Annotated in this window: 20 protein-coding genes and 1 tRNA gene; 8 read left to right on the plus strand and 13 right to left on the minus strand. The window is 67.4% G+C overall.

Annotated features, from left to right (window positions below):
* Positions 1-153: 153 nt before the first annotated feature.
* Both WKC72_RS31570 and WKC72_RS31575 read left to right on the plus strand, forming a co-directional pair.
* Complete coding sequence (locus WKC72_RS31570; RefSeq protein ID WP_268791111.1) at positions 154-693, plus strand: MarR family winged helix-turn-helix transcriptional regulator; 540 nt, start codon at positions 154-156, stop codon at positions 691-693.
* Between the two features lie 5 nt (positions 694-698).
* Positions 699-1,688, plus strand: coding sequence for a helix-turn-helix domain-containing protein (locus tag WKC72_RS31575; RefSeq protein ID WP_370180732.1), 990 nt, complete (start codon positions 699-701; stop codon positions 1,686-1,688).
* Here WKC72_RS31575 and WKC72_RS31580 read toward each other — a convergent pair.
* Positions 1,660-2,262 (minus strand): metallophosphoesterase, encoded by a 603-nt coding sequence (locus WKC72_RS31580; RefSeq protein WP_370180733.1) that lies wholly within the window; start codon positions 2,260-2,262, stop codon positions 1,660-1,662. The two genes, WKC72_RS31575 and WKC72_RS31580, sit on opposite strands and share 29 nt — an antisense overlap.
* A complete protein-coding gene (locus tag WKC72_RS31585) occupies positions 2,259-2,693 on the minus strand; it encodes a hypothetical protein (protein ID WP_370180734.1) in 435 nt (144 codons plus the stop codon). The genes WKC72_RS31580 and WKC72_RS31585 overlap by 4 nt, the downstream gene beginning before the upstream one ends.
* 168 nt (positions 2,694-2,861) lie before the next feature.
* On the opposite strand from WKC72_RS31585, the gene WKC72_RS31590 reads away from it, so the two are divergent.
* The 3 genes from WKC72_RS31590 (at position 2,862) to WKC72_RS31600 (ending at position 4,620) form a co-directional block, all read left to right on the plus strand.
* Positions 2,862-3,305 (plus strand): hypothetical protein, encoded by a 444-nt coding sequence (locus tag WKC72_RS31590; protein ID WP_370180735.1) that lies wholly within the window; start codon positions 2,862-2,864, stop codon positions 3,303-3,305.
* 154 nt (positions 3,306-3,459) lie between these two features.
* On the plus strand, positions 3,460-3,831 hold the full coding sequence (locus WKC72_RS31595) for a hypothetical protein (RefSeq protein ID WP_037244075.1): 372 nt from the start codon (positions 3,460-3,462) through the stop codon (positions 3,829-3,831).
* Positions 3,832-3,843: 12 nt separating this feature from the next.
* The gene (locus tag WKC72_RS31600; RefSeq protein WP_370180736.1) at positions 3,844-4,620 is read left to right on the plus strand and encodes a trans-aconitate 2-methyltransferase; all 777 of its coding nucleotides are present in this window, start codon (positions 3,844-3,846) and stop codon (positions 4,618-4,620) included.
* A gap of 26 nt (positions 4,621-4,646) precedes the next feature.
* Here WKC72_RS31600 and WKC72_RS31605 read toward each other — a convergent pair.
* The 6 genes from WKC72_RS31605 to WKC72_RS31630 all read right to left on the minus strand — a co-directional run bounded on the left by WKC72_RS31605 (position 4,647) and on the right by WKC72_RS31630 (position 9,274).
* Positions 4,647-4,723, minus strand: a tRNA-Leu gene (locus WKC72_RS31605).
* 49 nt (positions 4,724-4,772) lie between these two features.
* Entirely contained in the window at positions 4,773-5,717 is a 945-nt protein-coding gene (locus WKC72_RS31610; RefSeq protein ID WP_370180737.1) for an exopolyphosphatase, read from the minus strand.
* Positions 5,714-6,268 (minus strand): DUF501 domain-containing protein, encoded by a 555-nt coding sequence (locus WKC72_RS31615; protein WP_037244061.1) that lies wholly within the window; start codon positions 6,266-6,268, stop codon positions 5,714-5,716. Before WKC72_RS31615 ends, WKC72_RS31610 begins: the two co-directional genes overlap by 4 nt.
* Positions 6,265-6,987 carry a septum formation initiator family protein gene (locus WKC72_RS31620; RefSeq protein WP_370180738.1) on the minus strand — a complete coding sequence of 241 codons (723 nt, stop codon included), beginning with the start codon at positions 6,985-6,987 and terminating at the stop codon, positions 6,265-6,267. The genes WKC72_RS31615 and WKC72_RS31620 overlap by 4 nt, the downstream gene beginning before the upstream one ends.
* 33 nt (positions 6,988-7,020) lie before the next feature.
* Complete coding sequence (gene eno, locus WKC72_RS31625; protein ID WP_037244056.1) at positions 7,021-8,307, minus strand: phosphopyruvate hydratase; 1,287 nt, start codon at positions 8,305-8,307, stop codon at positions 7,021-7,023.
* A gap of 196 nt (positions 8,308-8,503) precedes the next feature.
* Entirely contained in the window at positions 8,504-9,274 is a 771-nt protein-coding gene (locus WKC72_RS31630; RefSeq protein WP_370180739.1) for a lytic transglycosylase domain-containing protein, read from the minus strand.
* Positions 9,275-9,517: 243 nt separating this feature from the next.
* On the opposite strand from WKC72_RS31630, the gene efeU reads away from it, so the two are divergent.
* The 3 genes from efeU to efeB are packed head-to-tail and all read left to right on the plus strand — an operon-like array spanning position 9,518 to position 12,883.
* Positions 9,518-10,444 (plus strand): iron uptake transporter permease EfeU, encoded by a 927-nt coding sequence (gene efeU / locus WKC72_RS31635; protein ID WP_370180740.1) that lies wholly within the window; start codon positions 9,518-9,520, stop codon positions 10,442-10,444.
* Positions 10,445-10,460: 16 nt separating this feature from the next.
* Entirely contained in the window at positions 10,461-11,600 is a 1,140-nt protein-coding gene (gene efeO / locus WKC72_RS31640; protein ID WP_037244051.1) for an iron uptake system protein EfeO, read from the plus strand.
* 2 nt (positions 11,601-11,602) lie between these two features.
* Positions 11,603-12,883: an iron uptake transporter deferrochelatase/peroxidase subunit gene (efeB, locus tag WKC72_RS31645; protein ID WP_370180741.1), complete on the plus strand. Its 1,281-nt coding sequence runs from the start codon at positions 11,603-11,605 to the stop codon at positions 12,881-12,883.
* Between the two features lie 37 nt (positions 12,884-12,920).
* Here the strand turns inward: efeB and WKC72_RS31650 are convergent, their stop codons facing one another.
* The 5 genes from WKC72_RS31650 to WKC72_RS31670 all read right to left on the minus strand — a co-directional run bounded on the left by WKC72_RS31650 (position 12,921) and on the right by WKC72_RS31670 (position 21,769).
* Entirely contained in the window at positions 12,921-16,880 is a 3,960-nt protein-coding gene (locus tag WKC72_RS31650) for a diguanylate cyclase domain-containing protein (RefSeq protein ID WP_370180742.1), read from the minus strand.
* A 392-nt stretch (positions 16,881-17,272) separates the two neighbouring features.
* Positions 17,273-18,112 (minus strand): glycoside hydrolase family 16 protein, encoded by an 840-nt coding sequence (locus WKC72_RS31655; RefSeq protein ID WP_370180743.1) that lies wholly within the window; start codon positions 18,110-18,112, stop codon positions 17,273-17,275.
* Positions 18,113-18,167: 55 nt separating this feature from the next.
* Entirely contained in the window at positions 18,168-20,276 is a 2,109-nt protein-coding gene (locus WKC72_RS31660; protein ID WP_370180744.1) for a hypothetical protein, read from the minus strand.
* Positions 20,269-21,066, minus strand: a complete 798-nt coding sequence (locus WKC72_RS31665; RefSeq protein WP_370184596.1) for a glycoside hydrolase family 16 protein — start codon at positions 21,064-21,066, stop codon at positions 20,269-20,271. Before WKC72_RS31665 ends, WKC72_RS31660 begins: the two co-directional genes overlap by 8 nt.
* A gap of 31 nt (positions 21,067-21,097) precedes the next feature.
* Positions 21,098-21,769: a DUF998 domain-containing protein gene (locus tag WKC72_RS31670; protein ID WP_037244043.1), complete on the minus strand. Its 672-nt coding sequence runs from the start codon at positions 21,767-21,769 to the stop codon at positions 21,098-21,100.
* Position 21,770 lies beyond the last annotated feature (1 nt).

Genomic DNA, 21,770 nt, shown 5'->3' on the forward strand with positions numbered 1-21,770 from the left:
CACCTCGTCGACGGCAGCGTGTCTCACATCTGGGTAGACATCATCTGTCTCACATGTCCCCAGACTCAACAAACCGCCCGGCGTTGACAAGTACTCACGGGGGCTAGTTGATCAATGCTTTGACAATACGTGTTCCGACGCTAACCTGTGGTCATGCCCGAGGAGACGACCGACCAGAGCAACCTGGACTTCCTGTCCTTCGTGGACTTCGCGGTGGGCAAGACCGTCGACGAACTGCCCGAGGTCGATCCGGTCTCCATGCGGCTGGTGCTCGCGCTGCACCGCGTGACCAGTGCCCTCGTCTACGATCTCGAGTCGACGGTCCACCGGCCCAGCGGGTGGAGCTGGCCCGGATTCCGGGTGCTGTTCGTGGTGTGGCTCGCCGGACCGTGCGAGGCCAAGCGGGTCGCCTCACTGTCCGGGATGAGCAGGTCCGCCGTGTCGGCCCTGGTGAACACACTCGAGCGCGACGGTCTCGTGACGCGGCGACCGTCCGCCGGCGACCGCCGGGCGGTCGCCCTCGAACTGACCGACGCCGGGCACGATGCCATCGTCAGCACGTACTCGGCGCACAACAAGCGCGAGCAGACGTGGACGGAGTCGCTGACACCGTCGGAACGGCTCGACCTGATCGGCCTGCTGGAGAAGCTCGCGTCGGGCACCGCCGCACGCGAAGCCGTCAAACGCAATTGAGGTAGATGGTGGCCGTGAGCAGGCTCATCCGTCCGGTCGAACACGGCCTCGTCTCGTTCGACGAGTTCCGCGAGTCGGTCAGCGACGCGTTCGTCCCCCTGGAGATGACCTCGGCGGACCACGCCGACTTCCGGGGCGTCGTGCGCGGCGCGACGGTCGGTGCGATCCGGATCAGCGAGGTCACGGCCGCCCCGCACGTCATTCGCCGAACGCCCCGGACCATCCGCGCCGCCAACCCCGACTACTTCAAACTCGGACTGCAGGTCCGCGGGTACTGCGTCCTGAGCCAGGACGGCCGGGAAGCCGCGCTCACCCCGGGCGATTTCGCGATCTACGACACGACCCGGCCGTATCAGCTGTCGTTCGACGACCGGTTCCGGATGCTGGTCGTGATGTTCCCCCGGCACCTCCTCCGCGTTCCGCCCGCCGGCATCGCCCAGCTCACCGCGCGCCGGGTGTCGGGCAGGCAGGGGCTCGGCGCCGTCGTCACCCCGCTGTTGCGCGGGCTCGGCGAGCAGATCGTCGACGCCTCCCCCACCGTCGCGGTGCACCTCGGCGACGCCGTCCTCGACCTGGTCGCGGCCACGTTCGCCGAGCAACTTCACCTCGCCGACGGGCCGCTGCCGCAGTCGCGCGCGGACGCACTACGCGCCAGGGTCACCGCCTTCATCGACGAGCGGCTCGCCGACCGGGAGCTGGATGTGCACTCGATCGCCGCCGCGCATCACATCTCGGTGCGGCACCTGCAGAAGATGTTCGAAGCCGACGGCGACACGGTGAGCGGATGGATTCGACGCCGCCGCCTCGAGCAGTGCCGTCGCGATCTCGCCGACCCCCGTTACCGCGATGTGCCCGTCTCCGCCCTCGGCGCCCGCTGGGGTTTCGCCGACGCCGCCCACTTCTCCCGGCTGTTCAAGAACGCGCACGGATCGACGCCCGGCAGATACCGCGCCGACGCCTTACCGGTCACCGAGTCGCCGCGTCCGACCCGATGATCTCGGCGATCTCGTCGACGTGCACGGGCCTGCGCCAGCTGTCCCAGCCCACGTGGATCTGCCGCGGGTGCACGGACGGGTCGAGCACGTCGTCCTGATGAGTGTGCCCGTGCAGCAACCAGTCTCCCTGGTCCTGCAGCCGGTACTTCACGCCCCGGTCCTCGGCCGTATGGTCGCCGACGTACGGGAAATGGGAGAGCAGCACGGTCTCGCCCGCGACCTTCCGCCGCGCGAACAACTGCACGGACGCGAACGTCTCCAGGAACACCCGCTGCCGGATGTGGCTGTTGCGGTTCGCCATCGGGTGGCACGAGTCGTGATTGCCGGGGATCAGGTGCAGTTCGACGTTCCGGTTCCGCGCGAACTCGTCGAGCGTGCGCAGCGCCCAGTCCTCGGCGGCCGCACCTCCGACGGTGACGTCGCCGAGTATCCAGAGTTGGTCGCCGCTCCCGACGGCGGCGGCCAGTGCGTCGAGGATGGATTCGTCGTGCGCGTCGATCTCCGCGTCGAAGCCGCGGATCTCCACCAGCCGTGCGTGACGAAGGTGCAGATCGGACGTGAACCAGACGCTCATGTCAGGAACCGCGACCGCAGTTCTGCGAAGAACGCCGCCGACAGCCGCTCGAAGTCGTCGGCGCCCAAGCGGATCCGGTCGCCGATCTCGAGCTTCAGAACGGACTGGCCGGGGACGTACTTCAGGACGCTGATGCCGCGCAGGACGCCGTCGTTGTTCATCAACGAGTCGGCGATGATCTCGACTTCGTTGAGCGGGTTCCCGTCCTTGCCCGTCACCGCCCGGACCCGGTGGACGAAGTAGCGGTCCAGCACCAGGACCATGTTGTCGAAGAACAGTGGCTCGAAGTCCTCGAGTGCGGCGAAGACCTTCTTGCCCGTGACCTCGCCCGCAATCGCCCCCGTCAGCGACGTGTACGCGGCGACCTGCTCCGCGATCGACGCCTCGGCGTGATCGATTTCTTCCTTCGTGTAGTTCTTCCGTCCGAGCACTTCGCCGTCTCCTTTGATGCACCGGGTGTCGGATCGACACGCCGAGAACTCCCGGACAGGCGGCATTCCACCGTCCGCATCCCCACGGATACCCGTTCGAGGTGCAATACTCCCGGTGGCTCCTGCCTCGTATCAACCGGTAACCGAGAAGTCCGGAAGGATGCACCGATGAAGGTCACGATTGCACGAACCGTAGGTATCGCCGCCGCTGTCGCCGGCGCGGGTCTACTCGCCGCACCCTCCGCGTCCGCGGCACCCGAAGACGTCACGGTCGACATCGGCGTCGACGGGAATGCGGTGGTCATGGACGTCCGGTACGCCGCCCCAGGGGCCGTGTTGTGCCTGATGAACGTCCGGTCCGTCGACGGAACCGTTTCGGCCGCCACCGTGGGCCCGACCACCGTAATGGGCGGAGACGACGGCGAGCTCAGGGCCACCCTCGACCCCGGCGAGTACACGGTGCAATGGACTTGCTCGAGCGTGCCGTCGTTCGAGCAGTGGGGAAGCATTCCGCCGCTGACCAACGGCACCGTCGAACCCACCGTCGTCACCGTCACCGAGACGTCGGGACCGGGCGGCGGAGGCTCGTCCGGCAGTCCGTTCGGTAGCTGACGGACCGTGCGTACGTGAGCGGCAAAGCGTGTTCGAGCACTCTTTCTCACTCACGTACGCGGGAATGGCGAACTTCTTGGACCGACGCGTAACGAAACCGCTGCGAGTGGGGATTGACAGTACGGAATCCCGCAACGGACAGGAACCCTCCGCCATGGCTACCGTCACGCACATCGATATCGCTCGCGCCCGCCGCTCCCGTCGGGTTCTCTTCATCGGCAACCCCACGCGGTACAAAGAGGTGTCGCACTGGGCGATGGTCAAGCAGTGGATGGTGGTCCACGGACTCGAGCCCGTCCGGAAGATGGACGGCCCCGCGCTCTGCGCGATCGTCACCGAGGACGTCCTCGACGGAGTCGGCTCACCCCAGGACGCGCTGAGCATGCAGCACGCCCGTGAGCAGGGCATACCGGTTATCAGCGTCCACGACAGCACCCAGATCTGGCAGGCCACGGCCCGCGTCCGCGCATCCATCGCGCGGGCCGGCGGCGGCACACACTCGAGCCCTCACCACCAGGGAGCCTGAGGCCTGGCCGTCATGGTCGACTGGGACGGCGAAGGATACGCCGATGTCGGCGCCCTCCAGCGCGCCGTCGCGGAGGAATCGATCGCGGAACTCGCCCTCGCCGGCAGTGAACGGCTACTCGACGTGGGATGCGGCGACGGATTCGTCACGCTCCGGATCGCCGAACGGCTCCCCGGCGGTTCGGTGGTCGGAGTGGACGCGTCGCCGCGGATGATCGCGAAGGCCCAATCGAGAGTCGTGCCGGAGGGCACCCGCGCCGAGTTCCGTATCGCCGACGCCCGCGCCCTCCCGTTCGACGGCGAGTTCGACGTCGCGGTGTCGTTCAACGCCCTGCATTGGATCCCCGATCTGCAGGTGGCATTGGCGGCGATCGCCCGCAGCGTCGTGGGCGGCGGACGGGTGATCATCCAGATGGTGTGCGCGAGCCCGCGGACCAGTGTCGAAGCCGTCTTGATGGCCGTGGCGGCGCTCCCGCGATGGGCGGAGTTCTTCACCGACTTCACGGCGCCGTTCGTCCACATCGAACCGCAGAAGTTCCGCGACGTCGCGAAGGCAGCAGGACTCGACACCACCGTCCTCGTCGTGCGCGACGTCGAATGGGATTTCGGTTCCCGGGAAGAATTCGCGCGGTGGTGCACCGTCGGATCCACCGACTGGACCGCGCACCTCGACGACGCAGCCGTGCCGGAGTTCATGGACGACGTCGTGCGCGAGTACGAGCAGATCTCCGGACGCCCCGGACTGTTCCTGTTCACCCAGATGCGGGCGGAACTCGTCCGAACGTCCTGAGCCGCCGCCGAAGCACGCCTCAGTGATGGTGCCCCCAGTCGGACTCGAACCGACACTGTGCGGATTTTAAGTCCGCTGCCTCTGCCAATTGGGCTATAGGGGCTACCGGTCGCCGAGGGTGTCCTTGGCGACCGTGCGCAGATCACCCTAGCTCAGGCGATCGACAATGCGATTCCGTCGAGGATGTCGTGTTCGCTGACGACGAGTTGGTCGATGCCCGCCTTCTTCTCGAATGCGTCGGCCAGCGTCAGGGTCACGATCGCGCCGCCGCCGATGACGTCGACCCGGCCCGGGTGCATCGGGCCGAGCGCGGCCCGTTCGGTGTGGGTCATGGCGATCAGCGAGTTGCAGACCTCGCGCAGGTGGGGCATCGGGATGCGGGACAGGTGCACTCGCTCGGCGTCGTATTCGGGCAGTTCTTCGGCGAGCGCGGCGATGGTTGTCATCGTTCCGGCGACGCCGACCCAGGTGTGTGCCTGTTCGACGGGGACGCGCGCGAACGCCTCGTCCAGGCGTTCCTGCGCGAACGCGCGGGCCTCCTCGACCTGTGCGGGTGTCGGCGGATCGTCGTGGAGGCAGCGCTCCGTGATGCGCACGCACCCGATGTCGGTGGAGAAGGCGGCGTGGACGCCGGATTCGTCACCCAGGACCACTTCGGTGGAACCGCCGCCGAGGTCCACGACCACGAACGGTCCCTGCGACGGATCGAGTTCCCCGACTGCCCCGTTGAACGACAGCCGTGCTTCCTCGTCGCCGGTGATGACCTCGGCCCCGGCGCCGGGGATGACGGCGCCCAGCACCTCGCGGGTCATCGAGAAGAAGTCTTCCCGATTGGACGCGTCGCGGGTGGCCGACGTGGCCACCATCCGGACGGCGGTGGCGCCGGCGTCCGCGATCATTCCGGCGTACTCGCTCAACGCGACTCGGGTGCGTTCGATGGCCTCGGGTGCCAGTCGTCCGGTGGCGTCCACGCCCTGTCCCAGCCGGACGACGCGCATCTCGCGACGGACGTCGCGAAGTGCGCCGTGCTCGTCGACGTCGGCGACGAGCAGGCGGATGGAGTTCGTGCCGCAGTCGACGGCGGCGACGCGCGTCACTGCTCGGGACCTTCGACGTCGTCGATGCCGGGCCAGTCCGCGGGAATCGCGGTGCCCCGCAGCTTGCCGCCTGCCGCGGACGCGGCGAGGGCCACCGACTCGTCGCCCAGCGGGTTGACGCCGGGCCCCTTCGCCAGTGAGTGGGCCATCAGCACGTGCAGGCATTTGACGCGCTCGGGCATTCCGCCACCGGTGAAGTCCGTTCCCAGGGGCTCGATGGCGTCGCGCTCGGCGAGATACGACTGGTGGGCGCGCAGGTACGCGGCCGCGAGCTCCGGGTCCTGCCCGAGGCGTTCGGTCATCTCACGCATCACTCCCGCGGACTCCTGCCGGCTGGCCTCCGCGGTCAGTCGCGGATCAGTCAGGTAGTACAGCGTCGGGAACGGGGTTCCGTCGGGAAGTTTGGGCGCGGTCTTCACGACGCCCGGCGTGCCGTCGGGACTGCGGTACGCGATCTCGAGCACTCCACGCGGTTCGCGGCCCAACTGGGCGGCGACGGCGTCGAGGTCTTCCTGCGGCACGGGGCTGGACGGGTCGGACGAAGTGGTCACCCGGTGGGTTCTCCTGGTTCTGGCGGTACGGGCGGCGGCACCACGGGGGGCACCGGAGCCGGTGCCGGCTGCACGTCGGGTGCGGCCGGCGGTTCTGAAATGGCCTTCCACAGGTCGGAGTACCAGGGGCCCGCCATCTCGGCGTCCTTCTCCTCCGGCTTCTCCGGCTCCTTGTAGTCGCCGGGCAGCTGCACCTGGAACGGGGTGTCGCCGGGCTTCACCCACCGGAGCCGGCCGCGTGCCTGCGCCTCGATGTAGGCGGGGTCGGAATAGCGCTCCTCGAGTATCCGCAGTTCCTGCAGATCCTTCTCGAGCTGAACCTGTTCCGCCGCAATACGATCCGCTTCCCCACGCTGGGTGAGGTAGTTGCGCAGCGGAACGGCGAGGGTGAGCGCGAGGAGCAGCACGACCATGACGAGGACGAGCGCCCGGCCGGTCGACAGCCCGAGGATCGTGTGCTCGGACCGAATTGCGCGGGCGGCCCCGGCCGCGCCCACCCGTCTCGGGCGGGCGCGGCCGGGGAGCACCTTGCCGGTGTCGGCGCCGTCGACTGCGTCCGGTTTGCCGTCGGCCTCCCCCGGCGTCGTCGACTTGGTGGTGCGGGGGCGCCGCGCTCCGGGAGCGCCGTCCGCCCGGTTTCCGCGGGCCCGTTCACCACGCCCGGAGCCCCGGCCGCCCGGACTCGCTCCGGACGACCGCGGCCTGCCGCGCTGTGCCACCTACCCCAACACCCCTTACTCGACTGTCGAACGTCAGCCTTCGAACGCGAACCGCGGGAACGCGACCTCGCCGGCGTAGCGGGCGGCGTCGCCCAGGTTCTCCTCGATGCGCAGCAGCTGGTTGTACTTGGCGACGCGCTCGCTGCGGGCGGGGGCACCGGTCTTGATCTGACCGCTGCCCACGGCGACCGCGAGGTCGGCGATGGTGGTGTCCTCGGTCTCACCGGACCGGTGGCTCATCATCGTCTTGTAGCCGTTGCGGTGCGCGAGGTCGACGGCGTCGAGGGTCTCGGTCAGCGTGCCGATCTGGTTGACCTTCACCAGCAACGCGTTCGCGGCGCCCTTGACGATGCCCTCTTCCAGACGCTCCGGGTTGGTGACGAACAGGTCGTCACCGACGAGCTGAACCTTGTTGCCGATCTGATCGGTCAAGGAGACCCAGCCGTCCCAGTCGTCCTCGTCCAGCGGGTCCTCGATGGACACGATCGGGTAGGCATCGACCAGCTCGGCGTAGAACGCCGCCATCTCCTCCGCGGTCCGGTTGCTGCCCTCGAACTTGTAGCCGGTTCCGTCGGTGTAGAACTCGGTGGCGGCGACGTCGAGCGCCAGCGCCACGTCGGTGCCCAGGACCAGGCCCGTCTTGCCGATCGCGACGCTGATCAGATCCAGCGCCTCCTTGGTGCCCGCGACGTCGGGGGCGAAGCCGCCCTCGTCACCGAGACCGGTGGCCAGGCCCTTCTCCTTCAGTACCGACTTGAGTGCGTGGTACACCTCGGCGCCCCAGCGCAGCGACTCCTTGAACGTGGCGGCCCCGATCGGGGCGACCATGAACTCCTGGACGTCGACACCGGTGTCGGCGTGCGCACCACCGTTGAGGATGTTCATCATCGGGACGGGCAGGACGTGGGCGTTGGGGCCGCCGACGTAACGGAAGAGATCCAGACCCGACGATTCGGCGGCCGCGCGGGCCACTGCCAGCGACGCACCCAGCAGCGCGTTGGCGCCCAGACGCGACTTGTCCGGGGTGCCGTCGGCGTCCAGCAGGGCCTGGTCGACGGTCCGCTGCTCGGTGGCGTCGATCCCGATGATGGCAGGAGCGATCTCGCTCAGGACGGCCTCGACGGCCTTCTCGACACCCTTGCCGCCGTACCGGTCGCCGCCGTCACGCAGTTCGACGGCCTCGTGCTCACCGGTCGATGCACCCGACGGGACCGCGGCGCGAGCGAAACTTCCGTCGTCGAGCAGCACCTCGACCTCCACCGTGGGGTTACCACGGGAATCGAGGATCTCACGGGCTCCGACCTGCTCAATGATGGACACTTGCTGATTCTCCTTATATGGGCTTCGCACTGTGCACCGACCGATCCGATCGTGCCAGGGACACCAGATCGTGCCAGCACACAGCGTAACGGCACACCGAAACCGGCGCGGGATGGCGCGCCCCGCGGACGGCGATCCGCCCGCGCGACACCTACCGATGTGGCGTCGATCACGTCATGGAGGGGAGACGGACCGATTACGGTCGAACCCCCACCGAGTAGGCGGACGCCCGGTCGCGTACCAGCGTGAGGTACTCCCCCGACAGGTTGTAGGCCATCAGCGCCGACTGCCAGCCCTCCGGACCGGTGAGGTCGCCGCCCCGGTCACACAGGTAGCGGGCGGCGGTCAGCGCCGCGTCGTCGATGTTGTCGGCGTCGGCCACGCCGTCACCGTTCGCGTCGACACCCCACCGCTTCCATGTCTCGGGAATGAACTGCAGCGGACCCATCGCGCGGTCGTGCACCGGGTCGCCGTCCATCGCCCCGCCGTCGGTGTCGGGGATTTCGGCGACACCGGGTCCCCCGTCGAGGGGGATGCCCCGGATCTCGGGGGTGACCTGACCGGTGGGCCCGACCGTCGAACCGGCGTGGGTGCCGTGCCGGCTCTCCACGCTCGCGATTCCGGCGAGGGTGGTCCACCCGATCCCGCATTCCGGCTTCGTCTCGGCCATCACCGTCGCCGCGTAGCCGTATGCCTCGAGCGCGGTACTTCCGACGCCGATCGAGTCGGCCAACCCGGCGGACCATTGGTGCAGCTGATCCGCCGAACGTCCCGGCGCGTTGATGTCGATCGGAGGGGTCGCCGCCCCCGGACCGGGTGGGATGCCTTCCGGTATCGCGATCCTCGGTTGCTGCTCCCGCGAGCACGCGCCGTAGGCGAGAACCACGACCACCGTCGCCGCGAGAAGAGCGAACAGCGGTCCGGGCCATCGGGGACGACGTTTCGGCCGCGCGGGATATCGGTTCACGTCTCCATCATCCACACGAAACTCGTCGATCTTGGCCACGCGGGACGACCCCGCACCGCGCCGGGTCGCGGCGAGGCAACACACCAAAGGTAAAGGGTTGTAAAAGTGCTGGTGAGGGCTTCTTCGGACAAGCAGGCGCGGTGTATGTTTTCTTCAGGGCTAAGGTTCGCCTTGCCTACCGCAAGGTTGCCTACCCAACCTTGCGGACCACTCGGCTCGACCCCGCCTCGCCCAGGAGTGTGCATGTCAGTCCTCGCCGCAGGGACCGCGCCGTCGATCGCCACACAGCTGTTCGGCAGTGGATTGATCGGTCTGCGCGAGGGCCTCGAGGCAGGCATCGTCGTCATGATCCTTGCCGCGTTCCTCGTGAAAGCGGAGCGCAAGGACGCACTCAAGTGGGTCTGGCTCGGCGTCGGCATCGCCGTCGCGATGGTGGCGGCGATTTTCCTCGTCATCCACTACGGAACGTCCACCGTCACCGGACTCACCGCGGAGATCATCGCCGGCGTCGCGTCCCTCGTCGCGGTCGCGATCGTCACCGTCATGGTGCTGTGGATGCGCAAGGCCGCGCGGACCATCTCGCACGACCTCAAGGCGGGCATGGAGAAAGCATTGGTCGCCGGACCCGTCGCGGTGCTCACCCTCGCGTTCTTCGCCGTCGGCCGGGAAGGCGTCGAGACGGCGCTCCTGATGGTCGGGTACGCCGAGAACACAGCGGGTAGCGCCTGGCCCCTCGTCGGCCTCCTGCTCGGCATCGTCGCCGCCGCGGTCCTCACGGTCCTGTTGTACTTCGGCGCCGTCCGGCTCGACTTCGCGAAATTCTTCAAATACACCGGCATCTTCCTGATCATCGTCGCCGCCGGAATCCTCGGGTACGGCATCCATGCCCTGCAGATCGGCGGCGTCCTGCCCGGCGGCTCGGCACTGGCCTTCGACATCTCGGACGGCTACGACGCGTCCAGCTGGTACGGCACCGTCCTGGCGGGCATCTTCAACTTCCGACCCGACCCGACGGTCCTGCAGGCCGTCGCCTGGGTCGTGTACGTCGTCGTGGTCCTGTTCCTGTTCCTCCGGCCCGTCTCCGCACCCACACCGGCCCCCGCGGCACCCGCAGCCGATGCGGCCCCCGAGCGCACCGCCTCTCCCGCCCCCGACGAAACCGTTTCATGAAAGGCAACTTCCGCCCATGAAGACCACGCGCCGAACCAGCTTCGCCCTCGCCTCCGTCGCTCTGCTGCCGCTGGCGCTCGCTGGCTGCACCGAGAAGTCGACCGCGAGCACCGACGACATCACCGTCACCGCGAACGACGACACGTGCGACGTCAGCGCCGACTCCGGGACCACCGGGAACAGCACGTTCCAGGTCACGAACAACGGCACCAAGGTCACCGAGTTCTACGTCTTCGCCGAGGGCGACCGGGCGATGGGCGAGGTCGAGAACATCGGTCCCGGGCTCACCCGCCAGCTCATCGTGTCGCTGCCCGACGCCGGCACCTACCAGCTCGCATGCAAGCCCGGCATGGTCGGCGACGGCATCCGCCAGGAGTTCACCGTCACCGGCGACTCGATGAGCGCGTCCGACGAGAGCGGACAGCTCGCCGAGGCCGCCGACGGCTACCGCCGCTACATCCGCAGCCAGGTCGTCGCCCTGCAGGACACCACGCAGCAGTTCGTCGACGCTGTCAAGGCGGGCAACATCGATCAGGCCAAGGCACTCTTCCCCGTCTCCCGCACCTACTACGAGCGCATCGAGCCCGAGGCCGAGAGCTTCGGTGAGCTCGACCCCAAGCTCGACCTGCGGGAGGCCGACCTCGAACCCGGGCAGGAATGGACGGGCTTCCACCGGCTCGAGAAGGATCTGTGGGTCACCGGCCCCCAGCCCGACACCAACGCGATCGCCGACCAGCTCGTCGTCGACGTCCAGTACCTCGCCGACCAGGTGAACGCCGAGGACTACACGATCGATCCCACCAAGATCGCCGGCGACGCGCAGGGTCTGCTCGACGAGATCTCGACGTCGAAGATCACCGGTGAGGAGGACATCTTCTCGCACACCGACCTGTGGGACTTCCAGGCCAACGTCGACGGCTCGCAGGCCGCGGTCGCCGCACTGCAGCCGATCATCGACGAACGCAATCCCGAACTGGCCGCGAACATCACGCAGCGTTTCGCGGACCTCGATGCCGAACTCGCTCAATACCGCCAGGGTGACGGGTTCGTCTTCTACGACACTGTCAACGAACAACAGCGCCAAGAACTCTCGCGCAAGATCGACGCCCTCTCGGCAGAGGTCAGCCAGGTTCAAGGCGTGGTAGCAGGCGCATAATCATGACTGATCCGACCGGTACGACCGACACGACCACCTCGGTGGACGAGCGCAAGGGTGTGTCCCGACGACGTCTGTTCGGCGCCGTCGGGGCGGGAGCCGCCCTCGCCGGCGCCGGTGCACTGGTCGGGCGCGCCACCGCAGCCGAACCCCCGATCTCGCACGCCGACGTCGTGGCCTTCCGGGGCGAACACCAGGCAGGCATCGTGACGCCGGCGCAGGACCGGATGCACTTCGTGGCGTTCGACGTCACCACGAAGTCCCGTGAGGAACTCGAAGCGCTCCTGAAGAAATGGACTGTGATGGCCGAGCGGATGACCGCCGGCGAGGAGGCCACCCCGGACGGCGCCATCGGTGACGGCGTCTACGTTCCGCCCAGTGATACCGGTGAGGCGCTCGGCCTGCCTGCATCGCAGCTGACGCTCACCATCGGGTTCGGGCCCTCACTGTTCGACGATCGCTTCGGCTTCGCGTCCAAGAAACCCGCCGCGCTCGAGGAGCTTCCGCACTTCCGGGCGGACAACCTGGACCCGGCCCGCAGCGGCGGCGACATCGCGATCCAGGCGTGCGCCAACGACCCGCAGGTGGCCGTGCACGCCATCCGCAACCTGGCGCGCGTCGCGTTCGGGACGGCCTCCGTCCGCTGGTCGCAGCTGGGATTCGGCCGCACCTCGTCGACGTCGACCAGCCAGGACACACCGCGAAACCTGTTCGGGTTCAAGGACGGAACGAACAACATCAAGGCCGAGGAACCCGGCGTCCTCGACGAGCACGTGTGGGTGGCGTCCGGCGACGACCAGGCGTGGATGGGCGGCGGCGCGTATCTCGTGGCGCGGCGGATCCGCATGCTCATCGAGCAGTGGGACCGCACCGTGCTCGGCGAGCAGGAACGCGTGATCGGACGGTCCAAGGGCACCGGCGCTCCTCTGAGCGGCAAGGCGGAGTTCGACGAACTCGACCTCGATTCCAAGAAGGGTCACGACCCGGTGATCGACGTCGACGCGCACGTGCGGCTGGCGTCCGCTCAGGAACTCGGCGGCATCCAGATCCTGCGTCGCGGATACAACTTCACCGACGGCTCCGACGGTTTCGGCCACCTCGACGCCGGACTCTTCTTCATCGCCTACTGCCGCAACCCGCAGGAACAGTTCGTGCCGATGCAGCTCAACCTGTCCCGGAACGACGCGATGAACGAGTACATCCAGCACGTCGGTTCCGCCGTCTTCGCCTGCCCGCCCGGCCTCGCCGAGGGGCAGTACTGGGGTCAGGGCCTGTTCACGTAGGGCCTCTCGATCCCGCGCACCTGACACCGCGTATGCATCAACGGTGTCGGCCGAGCAACCGAAGGTCGAGCTGGTCGGGAGGCAGCGGGCGGCCGTGGTAGTGCCCCTGGGTGACGTCGCAGCCGTATCGACGCAAGGCACGCAGGGTGTCTTCGTCTTCGACGCCTTCGGCGACCAGAGATGCGCCCAGGCTGTGTGCGAGCTCCACCGTCGATCGGACGATCGCGACGGATCGAGGGTCGCTGGCGAGGCGGGCGACGAAGATCCGGTCGAGTTTGAGCTCATCGACGGCGAGGTCCTGCAGATAGGCAAGGGAGGACCAGCCGGTGCCGTAGTCGTCGATCGACAATCCGATTCCCAGACCCTGCAGCGCCTCGACCACCCTTCTGGCGCGCCTGTAGTCGGTCATCAGGACGCTTTCGGTGATCTCGAGGATCAACGTGTCGGCGGGTAACCGAAGGTCGTCCAGGAGTCGGTCGATCTCTGCAACCAGGTCTGCGTCGAGCAAATTCGTGACCGATAGATTCACTGCGACGGTCAGCGATATGCCGCGATCGAGCCAGCTCCGCGCCTGACCCAGCGCAAGCTCCAGCACTCTCGCTGTCAGTGGACGCATCAGTCCTGACTGTTCGGCCTGAGGAAGGAATTGATCGGGTAGGAGTAAGCCGCGGAGGGGATGCTCCCACCGGACGAGAGCCTCGACGCTGTGCACCTGGTCGTCGCAGGCACTGACCTTCGGCTGGTAGTAGCACGTGAGCTCGCCACCAGCGATCGCCGTGCGCAGCTCGTCGATGGTCTGTCTCTCCTCGATGCTGCGCTGGTACTCGGTAGTGTCGTACACGGCGATCGTGCGGCGGGTGGACTTGGCGCGATACACAGCCACTCCGGCGCACTGCAGCAGGTCCTGGGGGTTTGTGCAGTGCTGCGGGCAGAGGGCGATCCCGATCCGCGCCTCGACGCGCACCGTGACCTCGTCGAGATCGAAAGGCTCGTTTACTGCCTCGAGGAGCTGGCCGGCCAATGCCCGGGCGTCCGTGAGGTCGATCCCTGACGGCAGCAGGACCGCAAAGGCGTCTCCGTCGAGGCGTGCCGGCCGATCACCCGGTCGCACGGACCGAGCCAGCCGGTCCGCTATCTGGCACAGCAATTGATCGCCCACATTACGTCCGAACGAGTCGTTGATCTCCTTGAAGCGGTCCACATCCATCAGCAGCAGGCCCGGCCCCGGGCCCGGGCCCGTCCCCGACTGTGCCGCCCGGTCGAAGTATGCGGCGGTCAGCGCCGCCATGATCGCCCGCCGATTGGCCAGGTCGGTGAGGTCATCGGTAGTCGCCTGGCGGTGGCTGTCGGCCAGGACGACGACTTCCCGGAACGTCACCGCGAATCGGGCCGCGACCGTGACGAGGCTGAGCGCGGCGAGCACCACCGCGAGTCCCGGCAACCGTGCATCGTGGTCGAGGACCAGCAGCCCCACCGAAGCGGCGGTGCACACCAGCGGGGGTATCCAGATACCCAGTCCCGATAGCTGACCGGACTGCCTTCGGCCAGGGGCTCGCCAACTGGCCACGGCCACAAGTATCGCGGCGGCGTGCGGGAGCGCATCGATCCACGTAGCCTCCCCGTGACCGGCAGCAGTGCGGAACAGGTTGACAGTGTCGGCCACCGCAAACATCATGAACGCCGCGACCAGCAGCACCCACCGCTGCTCGGCCCGCCACCCCAGCACCGCAAGTGCCCCGACCGCGAGTGCCAACAGAAGCATGTCTCCCACCGGGTAGGCCAACCCGACGATCACCGCCGCGGGTGATCCGTCGGCGACCGAGTCGATCGGACCGAATGCGACGGCCGTTGCCAGCGCCGCCAGCGTCAACCCTGCGGTGATGGCGTCCCACCAGATCTCGGTCGGCAACCGCCGCGCTTGCGCGCGCACGAGCACCACCAACCCGGCGTACACAAGTGGGTAGAACGCCAGTTTCAGCAGATCGGCCACCGATGGGGTCTGGCCATCAGGCAGCCACGACATCGCCACGGCATCGCCCACACTCCAGCTGGTCATTCCCAGCGCGATCAGCCACCACGCCCGCCGCTCGGTCGGAATACACCACGCGCGAGCCGCAACCAGAAAGGCAGCCGACAAGGCCAGTCCGTTGTAGAGCACTCGGTGCAGCACGATCCAACCCGCTTGATCACCTGCCCCCATCAAGATCCCGAACAGGACCACACCGATCAGCAGAATCCCCAGCCCCGCCACGACGCCCCGCCGCGCCCGATCGGATGGCGACACCCAGCTCACCGGACCCGGTCGGTGTCGATTGTGTGCAGACCTCGGCACCGACACGATGTCCCTTCCCGCTACAGCCTGATCCGTCACGTGTCGTGCGTGTCGCGGTGCGTTCGTGGTTTCCCCGGGTCCGAGGCTGTGAGTCGGATTGTCGTCGCAGGTCAGCGCGCCCATGGTGTCGGAGTCGGCTGGGTCCGGCACGTAACTGCGCAGACAACCACCACCGCAGCGCTTGGCCGCATACATTGCCAGATCTGCCTGTTTGAGCAAGCTCTCGGTCGTCGCGCCGGCGACCGTGGAAATGGTGAGCCCGATGCTGGGGCGGATGGAGAGCACGACACCGTCGATGATGAAGGGCGGGGTGAATGCCTCCAGTACCCGGTCTGCGGCCGACAGGGCATCTTGGACACTGCCTTCGACCAGTGCCGCGAACTCGTCGCCTCCGAGCCGTGCGACGGTGTCGGTGCTCCGCATGCACCCGGTGAGCCGTTCCGCGACGCGGATCAACAGCTCGTCCCCGGCGGGATGGCCGAGGCTGTCGTTGACGGTTTTGAAATCGTCGAGATCCACACAGAGCACTACGATCGGTGTGAGTTCCCGGCGCTGGCGCTGTAGGGCTTGGTCGAGCCGGTCGAGAAACAAGGCACGGTTCGCCAGTCCGGTCAGTCGGTCGCGAAAGGCCTGCCGGGCCACGGTGAGCAACAACCGTCGGTTCTCGGCCAACACGATGAACTGTCGTGCCAGCAAGGCGATCACCAGGACTACGATCGCAGCGGGAATCGGCCCGGAGCCCAGGCTGGGCAGCTCCCGCTGCAGGCCGACGGCGGCGGCCAGCAGCAACGGAAGGTACGGCAACCACAACCGTGTCCGAGACGGAATCTGGGCCGGAACCGGCTCGAGTGACTGCTCGCGGGTGCTCGACAGCGCCGCCAGCCCAATCGCGGCGAAGGCGGCCACCCAGCCCAGATCGGTAACGCCGCCGTTGTGATACGTGCCCAACGCGGTCAAGTACGAGACTGCGCTGGCCGACAACGCCATCAGAATGATCCCGATGCACAGCAGTCCCATGGTCAAGCGTTGCCCAGCCCGCGCTCGGGTCAGCACCACAATCGCCATCGTCGCAATCACCAGATCCGCGACAGGATAGGCGAGGGACAACACGAGGGCGACCGGGGTGGCGCTCCCTGCGCGGTAGACGCTGCCGAGCACGCTCACCCACGACATCACGAACAGTGAACCGGCGACGATGATTCCGTCCAGAATCAGCCGGGTACGGGACTGTCCGCTGTCACCGGCCGGGAACAGCAACAGCGCCGCGCATGCGCCGACCGGAAAAAGCAGGTACGCAGCAGCCGCCGAGGAGGGGAACGGTATCTGATCACTGCCCTGCCACACCACGTAGTAGCACCAGATGGCTTGGCCGACCGACCAGGCCGCCAGCCCACCCGCCAACGCCAGCCAACTGCGGCGGCGACTGCCGTGTCCTCTCCAGGCAGCCCACGCGGTACACCCGGTCGCGACGAGAGCAAACACCAGCAAGCCGACGTCGACAACCACCGTGGTCGTAAACGTCCCACCCCACCCTCGCCACAGCGCCAGCGCGAACAGCAATGCCGGTACGGCAAACATCGCCGCGATCAGCCAGAGACCGCCGCTCCATACCGCGGCCTTTGCACTCGGCGACGTCCCCACCCGCGCGGCTGTCCGATGTTCCATCGCCACCACCCGAACTGCCGCCTGCCGTCAGTAAATTATCGGATTCAAAGTATCCAGAGGTCCATCTTTGCACGATGTGCATACTGAAATATAGTGCAAAAAGATACCTATGGTATGTTTTAGCGCGCTGTAAGGCAGATGGGCACGTACGAACGTGCGACATCGCTGCCCGATCCGCACCGCTGCCGTGCGCGGATCGCGGTCAGCGGCCGACGAGCTTGCGGATCAGCCGGGGAAGCGGCCGCCGAAACCGCGGACAGTCGCACAGTGCGCAGGACGTGCCCTTGCGGTAGTGCTCGTGAGCGGCGAATGGGTGGCCGCAGCGGCACTCTGAGTTCGACACGGCCATGAACTTGATTCTATTCACACCCTAAACTCGTGCGTCCCGGACGTCACTGGGAGAACCTCACCCAGTCCACCAGCATGGTGGCGGGAAAGCGTGTCGACGACGTGACCGGGCCGGGCCAGTTCCCGCCGACGGCCACATCGAGCAGCAGGTATGCCGGGGCGTCGAACACCCAGCGTTCCTCGGGTCGCAGGTCCGCCGTGGTGACGGTGCCGACGATGTTCCCGTCGATGCCCACCGAGATGCGGCCGGGCGCCTTGATCAGGGCGTAGTCGTGGAAACCCGCGCTGAGGTTCGCACCGATCGAGCCATCCGTCGAGCGTTCCCAGTGTCCGCCGCCGACGGTCGGGCCGTGCACTCCCGCGTGGTACCGCGAACCGTCCCCGATCACCTCGAGGATGTCGATTTCCCCGCAGGCGGGCCACCCGACGCTGTTGATGTTGCTTCCGAGCGTCCAGAACGCGGGATGGATTCCCGGACCGGACGGTACCTGAATCCGTGCCTCGATCACCCCGTACGTGAAGTCGAACTTTCCACGGGTCACGAGTCGAGCCGACGTGAATCCGCCACCGTTTCTGCGGGCCTCGACGACGAGACGACCGTTGCCGTCGAGCCGCGAATTCTGGCGGGAGTCGGTGTACACCTGCTTCTCGTTGTTGCCCCACCCGCCGCCGCCGAGGTCGTAGCCCCAGAACGATGGATTGGGTGCCGCGTTTGCGGGTCCGTCGAATTCGTCGCTGCCGATCACGGTGTATCCGGGGTAGGCGGTCCGGACGCCTGCACCGCCGGGCACGGCGGCGGCAACAGCCGGGGTGAGGGACAGCGCGCACAGCGCCACCGAGCACGTCAACGAAATCTCGAACAGGGCCGAGCGCATCCGCCGCATGTGCCGATGCTAGGCGTCGCCGCGACCGGTCGTGACCGAATACGCGACGTGGCCGTTACCGGCGCGGCCCCGTGTAACGGAAGATCGTGCTGTTGTCGTCCTGCGCGTACACGGACCAGTCGGGGCTGGACCGCATCTGGTCCTCGAAGTTCTCGACGGATCCGTCCGGTAGATAGCCGTAGTAGCGGATGGCGGCAGTGCCCTGCGTGTTGAACACGAGATACGTGTCGCCGTCGCGTTCCGCCGCATCCGCGGTGAGCATCTCGATCTGGCCGCCGTGCGGGAAGCCCTCCAGCACGGCCGGGGGCAAGGCCAGCAAGGGTTGATCGAAATCCTTGTCGACGACGGCGAACTCGAGGTAGTCGGCGCTGACCCGGGTGGGGAGACCGGCGGGATAGAGGGACATGATCGTCGCCGGCGGCTTCTCGTTCGCGAGGATGTCCTCCGCGAACGTCACCTGGGACTGATATCCGATGACCAGCGACCACAGCCCGAAATAGCCTTGCAGGCCAGCGAATATCACGTATGCCAGTCCGCTCGCGAGTCCGACCGGGACGACTCGACGGAGCAGTCCGGACCGGAACCTGATCGTGAGAGCGTCCACGAGGATCGGTGCGATGAGAATCGCGCACCCGGGAACGGCGTAGAGATACACCCGGAAGATCGCCTCACCGCCGTAGCTCTGACCGGCCAGCAGCGCGAACGAGCTGAACGCCATGACGGTCGCGACCCAGGCGGGACGTTTGCGACGCCAGAGGAGGATCGCGCAGACCACGGCGAGCAGGATGATGCCCGCGGACAGGGACCGGCACACGGCGGAGGTGAAGATCTTCCCGAACGTGCCGACGGCGGTCACGTTGCTGGCGGCGTTGTCGACCGGGTTGAAACCGGACAGCAGCCCGTACGGTGCCACGATGTCCAGCCGGGGAACGAGATAGGCGACGAGGATCGCGAAGTAGGGAACGGGGATCCACCAGGGCCGGATCTTCCGCGTCACCGCCAGGGCCACCGTCACGCCGAACAGCCAGTACGGGGTCAGCTGATGAGTGGGCACCAGAGCGGCGAAGACGAGGATCGACAGGTACGCCGCAGATCGGTGCTCCGTCGACACCACGAGCAGTGCCACCACACCCAGCGCCATGACGAGGGCAATGGCCTGCGGCGAGAAGTAGTCCTGCCCCACCCAGTTGACGAGTTCCGCCACCATCGCGGCCGTCAGTGCCACCCGCATGCCGAACCCGAGGAGCCGGGCGATCGCAGCGATCACGACCGCCAGCAGCACGTGGATCACCGGCGCGAACCAGTGAGCGATCGACATCATGTCCGCGGACGTGATGTCGCCGAACCACGCGAACGCGGTGAAGAAGCCCGGCCACTCGCCGTAGATGTCGACGCCCTTGGGCGGCAGTGTCTGGAACTGCTGGATGTAGTCGACCACGCCGAGGTGCTTGTACGTCCACCCGTAGATGGGAACGTCGGTGATGAGGGTCGGGGTGAGCCGTTCCACCACGATCACGCCGAGCACGGCCACGACGGCGGTCCCGACAGCCCTCTCGCGAAGAGCCCAGACGAACGCGCCGAGCATCATCAGGGCGCACACCACCAGGCCGGGACCGCTGCCGACGAACAGCAGGCCGAACTGTGCATATGCGGTCGAGCCGAGCCCGAAGAGAACAACCACCCACACGGCGAGCGCCACGGCAACGAGGATCAGGGGCCGGTTGCGGCGGGCAGCATGCCACCATTGCGCCAGACGACACGACACCTGCTGCACGGTCACCGCGCGCACCGGCTCGGCGCCGGTGTCGTGCCACCGATGCCGCAGCGCGGACGCGACGACGGCCAGGACGATCACGAGCAGCAGACCCGTCGCGGGCCATCGGTAGAACCAGGCCAGGACAGTGGTTGCCGCAGTCACCACGGACAGTCCGAGGACGGGGACGGCCGCAACGGCCGCGGCGACCGGTAGCCGCAACCACGTCACGACCGCGAGACCCGGTCCGATCAACACGAACACCGTCAGCAGCACCGCACTCACCGACGACGGCAGCGGCGCCAGGGACGCCAGTCCCGCGACCGCCGAGGCCAACGCGGCGACATCGTAGTACCGGGTCAGCTCCGGAGCCCTCGTGTCGAGACGCTCCGCAGTGAGGAGATCACTCATCGGTCACCCTCACCCAGTCGACGAGCATCGCGGCGGGGAACGTCGTATCGGCTCCGACGTCGCCCGGCCACCGTCCGCCGACTGCGACGTTCAGCAACAGGGAGAACGGCTTGTCGAACACCCATTCCTGCCCCGGGGCCAGGTCGGCGCGCGAGAACTCGCCCGTCACCGCGTCGTCGATACCGAATGCGATCCGGTCCGGCGACCGCTCCACCCAGTAGTCGTGGAAATCGTCCGACATGTTCCCGCTGCCTTCGGCTTTCACCTCCCAGGGTGTGCCGTCCGCGGACGGGCCGTGCAGCGCACTGTGGTAGAACGACGCGTCGTTGATCGTCTCGATCACGTCGATCTCCCCCGACTGCGGCCAGCCGACGCGGTTGACATCCGTGCCCATCAACCAGAACGCCGGGTGCAGGCCCTGTCCGCTCGGCAGCTTGATGCGGGCCTCGGCCCGTCCGTACTGGAATGCGAAGCGGTCGAGGGTGACAAGCCGGGCGGACGTGTAGCCCGACGGGTCGGGACGGGCTTCGATCACGAGGTTGCCCTCGCCGTCGAGCCGGGAATTGGCGGGATCGTCCGTGTAGACCTGCGCCTCGTCGTTACCCCAGCCTCCTCCCCCGACCGCGTGTCCCCAGTACCGGGGGTCGGGCGAGGTTCCGGCGGGCCCGACGAAATCGTCGAACATGAGCACCGACTCGCCCTTCCTCGATGCCTGTGCGACATCGCTCGACGCATACCACCCGGTGGCGCCGATGCAGGCGAGCGCGACGAACACCATCGCCGAAGACACGGCGCGGGTCCGGCGCGGACGGTTCAGCTGTCTATGCACCGGCGCTGTCTCCGACCTGGACGACAGCCGAACGTCGAACCGACTGCAGTTGTGTCACGAGGTGAACGCACACGACGAACCCGAGGATCGCCGAGTACGCCGCGACGCGTTCGATACCACCGACGCCGAGACCGAGGTCCCACGAGTATGTGAAGCAGAAGTACCCCACCAGTCCGAGTGTCCCGAGCGCGAGCGCGACGTACGTTGCCGGTCCGGATATCTGGGGCCAGACGGTGAGTGCCGTCGTCAGTGTGAAGAGGTTGCCGAAGATGAGGAACAGCGTGGCGCCGAGCGAATGCACTTCCCAGTGCGTGTTCGACGGCGCGAGACCGACCACCACTCCGCCGATTCCGGCGACCACCAGGAAGACGACAGGGACCAGCGGCAGCACCCGTTCGATGCGATGCCAGAGGACGGCGGCAACCACGTAGGCGAGTCCGGTCACCACGAACGCCGCATCCATCAGCAGTGACGTCTTGCTGCACGGCGCGTTTCCGTCCGTGCCGCAGAACGGGACACCGAGGTCACTGATGAAGTTGGCGGAGTAACTGTAGTGCCCGCGCCACGTGCCGGCGACGAGGAATTCGACGACGAAAAATTGCAGTACGGCGACGGTGAGGTACAGCGAAGTCCGCTTCGATGTCTCGAGGACGTGTGAGGGCATG

This window comes from Rhodococcus wratislaviensis (assembly GCF_041228765.1).
Lineage (GTDB): Bacteria > Actinomycetota > Actinomycetes > Mycobacteriales > Mycobacteriaceae > Rhodococcus_F > Rhodococcus_F wratislaviensis.

Bases quoted from the DNA above. Each gene is read 5' to 3' on its own strand.
- WKC72_RS31600 (WP_370180736.1), top strand. From the start codon at position 3,844: ATGGTCGACTGGGACGGCGAAGGATACGCCGATGTCGGCGCCCTCCAG.
- WKC72_RS31595 (WP_037244075.1), top strand. From the start codon at position 3,460: ATGGCTACCGTCACGCACATCGATATCGCTCGCGCCCGCCGCTCCCGT.
- WKC72_RS31650 (WP_370180742.1), bottom strand. From the start codon at position 16,880: ATGGAACATCGGACAGCCGCGCGGGTGGGGACGTCGCCGAGTGCAAAG.
- WKC72_RS31575 (WP_370180732.1), top strand. From the start codon at position 699: ATGGTGGCCGTGAGCAGGCTCATCCGTCCGGTCGAACACGGCCTCGTC.
- efeB (WP_370180741.1), top strand. From the start codon at position 11,603: ATGACTGATCCGACCGGTACGACCGACACGACCACCTCGGTGGACGAG.
- efeO (WP_037244051.1), top strand. From the start codon at position 10,461: ATGAAGACCACGCGCCGAACCAGCTTCGCCCTCGCCTCCGTCGCTCTG.
- WKC72_RS31660 (WP_370180744.1), bottom strand. From the start codon at position 20,276: ATGAGTGATCTCCTCACTGCGGAGCGTCTCGACACGAGGGCTCCGGAG.
- WKC72_RS31580 (WP_370180733.1), bottom strand. From the start codon at position 2,262: ATGAGCGTCTGGTTCACGTCCGATCTGCACCTTCGTCACGCACGGCTG.
- WKC72_RS31570 (WP_268791111.1), top strand. From the start codon at position 154: ATGCCCGAGGAGACGACCGACCAGAGCAACCTGGACTTCCTGTCCTTC.
- WKC72_RS31655 (WP_370180743.1), bottom strand. From the start codon at position 18,112: ATGCGGCGGATGCGCTCGGCCCTGTTCGAGATTTCGTTGACGTGCTCG.
- efeU (WP_370180740.1), top strand. From the start codon at position 9,518: ATGTCAGTCCTCGCCGCAGGGACCGCGCCGTCGATCGCCACACAGCTG.
- WKC72_RS31670 (WP_037244043.1), bottom strand. From the start codon at position 21,769: ATGCCCTCACACGTCCTCGAGACATCGAAGCGGACTTCGCTGTACCTC.
- WKC72_RS31590 (WP_370180735.1), top strand. From the start codon at position 2,862: ATGAAGGTCACGATTGCACGAACCGTAGGTATCGCCGCCGCTGTCGCC.